This is a genomic window from Streptomyces sp. MBT65 (assembly GCF_016612545.1).
Lineage (GTDB): Bacteria > Actinomycetota > Actinomycetes > Streptomycetales > Streptomycetaceae > Streptomyces.
Genome location: NZ_JAENRY010000748.1, coordinates 1 through 515 on the forward strand (window position 1 = coordinate 1; position 515 = coordinate 515).

Annotated in this window: 1 pseudogene; it reads right to left on the reverse strand. The window is 75.0% G+C overall.

What is annotated here, in order from left to right:
• Positions 1–515, reverse strand: a pseudogene (locus JHN63_RS51940) (beta-ketoacyl synthase); the annotation flags it as partial.

The window sequence follows — 515 nt, forward strand, 5'->3', positions numbered from 1 at the left end:
GTGCGGCGGGGGTGACGGGGCGTGGGCGGGGGCCAGTTCGACCACACCGCGGGCGTGCGGGCCGAAGGAGACCGCGAGCCGGTCGGGGGTCTCCGTGACCACCCGCACCGGTACGTCGACCGAGGGCGTCGCCGTCAGCCACCGGTCGAACCGGGCCTCGTGCACGGCGACCGCGCGCCTGCCGGGGGCGGCCCGCTCCGCCGCCTCGATGATGTGCTGGACGATCGTGGTGGCGGGGACCACCGGCCAACGGTCCGCCACATCCGGCCAGTCGGCCCGTTGCGGGAAGAAGCAGTGGTCCATGAGGTAGGGCATGGACTCGGGGGAGACATGGACCGTGGTCTCCCATTCCCGTACGGGAGGGGGGAGTTGGAGTGGTGGCACGGGGGCGGACACCCGGGGCGCGGGGACGGCCGCCCAACTCATCAGCGCGGGCAGCGGTCGTCGTACCGCACACACCGCGGCCGTCCCCGCGCCCCGGGTGTCCGCCCCCGTGCCACCACTCCAACTCCCCC